Annotated in this window: 4 protein-coding genes; all 4 read right to left on the bottom strand. The window is 72.3% G+C overall.

The window, feature by feature from the left end; translation table 11 throughout:
- Nucleotides 1-123: 123 nt before the first annotated feature.
- Nucleotides 124-459, bottom strand: a complete 336-nt coding sequence (locus tag E1283_RS33885; protein WP_132822003.1) for an STAS domain-containing protein — start codon at nt 457-459, stop codon at nt 124-126.
- Nucleotides 460-482: 23 nt separating this feature from the next.
- Nucleotides 483-2,327 carry an AGE family epimerase/isomerase gene (locus E1283_RS33880; RefSeq protein ID WP_132822002.1) on the bottom strand — a complete coding sequence of 615 codons (1,845 nt, stop codon included), beginning with the start codon at nt 2,325-2,327 and terminating at the stop codon, nt 483-485.
- Nucleotides 2,324-2,950, bottom strand: a complete 627-nt coding sequence (locus E1283_RS33875; RefSeq protein ID WP_132822001.1) for a DJ-1/PfpI family protein — start codon at nt 2,948-2,950, stop codon at nt 2,324-2,326. Before E1283_RS33875 ends, E1283_RS33880 begins: the two co-directional genes overlap by 4 nt.
- Before the next feature lie 83 nt (nt 2,951-3,033).
- The gene (locus E1283_RS33870; RefSeq protein ID WP_132822000.1) at nt 3,034-3,486 is read right to left on the bottom strand and encodes a hypothetical protein; all 453 of its coding nucleotides are present in this window, start codon (nt 3,484-3,486) and stop codon (nt 3,034-3,036) included.
- Nucleotides 3,487-3,547: the final 61 nt, after the last annotated feature.

Here is a 3,547-nt window from a genome sequence, read left to right as displayed (position 1 = left end):
GCGGGCACCGTGCTGCCGGCCGACACCACCGTCTGGTGGGGGGAGTGAGCGATCCGGGCTCGGACGCCAGGAGCCCCCGGCTCGCCGACATCGCCCAGCATGCCCGGGTCAGCGAGGCCAGGGTCAGGCCGCCGCCGAGGCGGTGGTCGTGGTCGTGACGACCGTCATGGAGCGGGTGAGGCCGGCGCGGGCGAGCGCCTCGTGGAGGTCGGGGGACGCGCCCTCGATCACCATCTCCGTGCCGGGGGCGAGGTGTTGTTGGGCGAAGGCCAGGCAGCGCACGCCCGCCGGGGCGAGCGACTCCAGGTCGTGGGCGTCGACCAGCAGGCGTCGGGGCGCCGTGCCCACGGCCTGGTCGACGAGGGTGCGCAGGGTGCGGACGTCGGCGTCGGTGAGCCGGCCGGCGAGGTGCAGCACGGCGGAGCTGCCCGCCGAGCCGAGCGAGGCGGTGAACGACATCGGTTTCTCCTTTCAGCGGCCTGTCAGTTGCGGCGGTCCGCCGGACGGACCGTGGCCCGGACCGCGAGTGGCGAGGCGGAGTCCGGCAGGCGGACGGTGAGTTCGGTCGGGTCGAAGTCGGCGTAGGGCCGGCCGTCGACGGTGACGCCGTCCAGCACGACCGCGCCGGGCGGGAGGACGTCGGGCGCGACGCGCAGCAGCCGGTCCGGGTAGCGGGCGTCGGGTCCCGGCCTGAAGTGGAGGTCGAGCGGCTCCCGTTGGACCAGCAGCCGGGTGTAGACCTCGGCGAGGTAGCAGAGCTCGGCCTTGTGGTACATGCTCATGGCGTGGCTGCCCTTGAGCCGCTCGTTGCCCATCAGGTAGGGGATGCCCTGGGCGAGGACGGTGAAGAACACGCCGCCCTCGTCGTGGTCGAGGAAGAACGCGTTGTAGAAGGCGGCCGACTCCCTGGCGTGGCGCAGGAAGTCGTCGTCGCCGGTGTTGCCGGCCAGGATGAGGTAGGCCAGGATGGCCTGCTCCTGCTGCCACCAGGACTTGCGGTCGTGCCAGACGAAGGCGTGCCGGCCGCGCTCCGGGAGGCGTTCGACCAGGTCGTACCAGCCGCCGCGGCGCCGGTCGAGGCCGACGGACGGCATCGTCTTGCCCAACGACTCGGCGAGCGCCCGGTACTCGCGCTTGGGCAGGGTGCCCTGCATCCGCATCAGGTTCCAGGCGATCTTGAGGTTGTGGCCCACGACCGCGCGGTTCTGCTGCCAGCCCCAGGCGTGGTCCGGGGTCCAGTCGGCGTGGAACCGCTCGCGGACGAACGGGCTGCCGTCCGGGGTGCGGTCGGGCAGGTGCGTCACGATCATGTCGAAGGTGTGCTCGAGCATCCTGCGGTACCGCTCGGCGCCGGTGGCCAGGTACAGGTTGAAGAGGTAGGCGGGGGCGTGGTCGCCCACCGAGTTCCAGTTCTTGCGCGACCTGTTGGGGCCGAGCGACTCGTCGTGCGGGCTCAGGGTGACCGGGTCGATGTGGGAGTAGTAGCCGCCGAGCTTGGGGTCGTGGAAGAACCGCTCGAAGAGGCGGACGGTGCCCTCGATGTCGGCGAGGATGGTGGGATCGCCGGTGACCCGGTACGTCTGCACCAGGCCGACCAGCGCGTAGATCTGCTCGTAGGCCGGGATGGCGCGGTAGTCGTCGCCGAACTCCGAGGCGAACAGCTTGTGTTCGCGGTCGCCGGTGACGTCGATGCCGTGGTACCAGTACACGACGTCGGCGTCCTGGTCGACGAAGCGCATGTGGTCGTGGAGGTAGCGGGAGCCCCGCTCGGCCACGGTCAGCGCCTGTTCGTCGCCGGTGAGCAGGAAGGTGCTCGCCATGCCGTAGACCATGCGGGAGATGGTGTCCGTCTCCTGTACCTGCCGGGTCGCCTTCTGCCCGCTGTTGCGCAGGTCGGTGCGGTAGTCGCCGAAGTCGACGCCCCGCTCGCCGAACTGGGCGCGCCGGTAGAACCCGGCGAGCTCCCGCAGCTGTTCGGCCCACCAGCCGGCCCGCTCGTGCGGCCACCGGTCGCCGGCGCCGCCGGCGAACACCAGGTGCCCGGCCTGCAGGTAGGGGCCTTCCGGCTCCTGGTAGATCGGGCCGTAGCAGAACACCAGGGCGCCCGGGGTGAGTTGGTCGTAGAGCCTGGCGGTGACGTCGGCGTAGGGCTCGCCGAGGTTCCGCAGCCGCTCCCCCGAGGTGGTGGCGGTCAGGTGGACGGTCACCAGCCGGTCGTCGAGGGTGCGCAGGGTGACCCGGCCGCCGTCCCGGCGCACCACGTAGCCGGTGGTGGTGTCGGAGTGCGAGGAGTGCGAGGAGTGCGAGGAGTGGCCCGCGCCGGTCACGACACGGCCCCGGCGACGGCCGGTTCCGGCACCGGGTCGAGCAGGTCGATGACGGAGCGGACCAGCAGGTGGCACTGGTCGACGGTGCGGCTGGTCACCAGGTCGCCGTCGACCACCACGTCCTGGTTGGTGTACATCGCGCCCATGTTGCGGACGTCGCCCACGAGGTTGTTGTGGCAGGTGACCTCGCGGCCGCGGATCAGCTCGGGGGTCGCGGAGACCAGCGAGAGGCCGTGGCAGGAGAAGCCCTTGACCAGGTTGGGCAGGCGGAAGGCGCGGACCATCAACTCCACGGCGGGCGCGAGCCGTTCGACGTCCTCGCTGAAGCGGAGCCGGTCGGAGACCTGGCCGGAGGGCACGATCAGGGCGGAGAGGCGGGCGAGTCGGGTGTAGTCGAGGGCCTCCAGGTCCTCGGTCACGGTCAGCGGCGCGCGCTGTTCGGCGCCGGTGAAGGTGAGGGAGGGGCGACCCCACAGGCGGGTCAGCAGGGTGACCTCGGCGCCCTCCTCGGCGAAGCGCCGTCGGTAGTACGAGATCTCCTCCTCCACGTAGTCGTTCTCCATCAGGATCCCGACGCGCTTGCCGACGAGGCGGCCGGGAGTGGGCGACGGCTGGGTGGTCATCGTTGTCATCCCCTGGATATGAGAGGTGCGGTGGGTGCGGTCTGGGTCCGGGGCCGGCCGGCGGCCGGCCGGCCCCGGAGGGGTCAGGCGCTCAGCAGCGCCGTGCGCGCGGCGGCCGGCGCCACGGCCGGCTGTCGGACGCTGATGGTGCGGATCCGCGGGCCGTCCGGCTGCCGCACCACCCACCACTCGTGCCGGGTCGGTACGGCGCCCGGTCCTGTGATGGTGGTGGTCGTCACCTCGGCGTGCAGCGGCGAGAGCAGCCGCACGTCGACGCCGGTGAGCGCGACGGCGTGGCCGGCCAGCGGCAGCAGGTCGCCGGCCTCGTACCAGCGGCGGAAGCCCTCGACGCCGCGGACGACGCCCGACGGGAGGTCGAGGCGCAGCCCGTTGGTCAGGTGCGCGGTCAACTCGTCGAGCGGCCGGCGGTCGGTGAGCGACCGGTGCCACCTGCGGACCAGCGACTCGGCGCGGGCGCTGGTCAGCCGGGGTCGGCGCGCGTGCTCGGTGAGGGGCGTGGGTGCGGACAGGGTCACGTGAACGGTTCCCTTCTCGAGGAGTGTTTCGGGGCCCGCGGGGCGGTGCGGGGGCCTGCGG

It is taken from the genome of Streptomyces hainanensis (assembly GCF_004348415.1).
Lineage (GTDB): Bacteria > Actinomycetota > Actinomycetes > Streptomycetales > Streptomycetaceae > Streptomyces > Streptomyces hainanensis.
The sequence above is the reverse complement of the archived record's forward strand: the minus strand, read 5'-3'. Positions and strand labels throughout refer to the sequence as shown.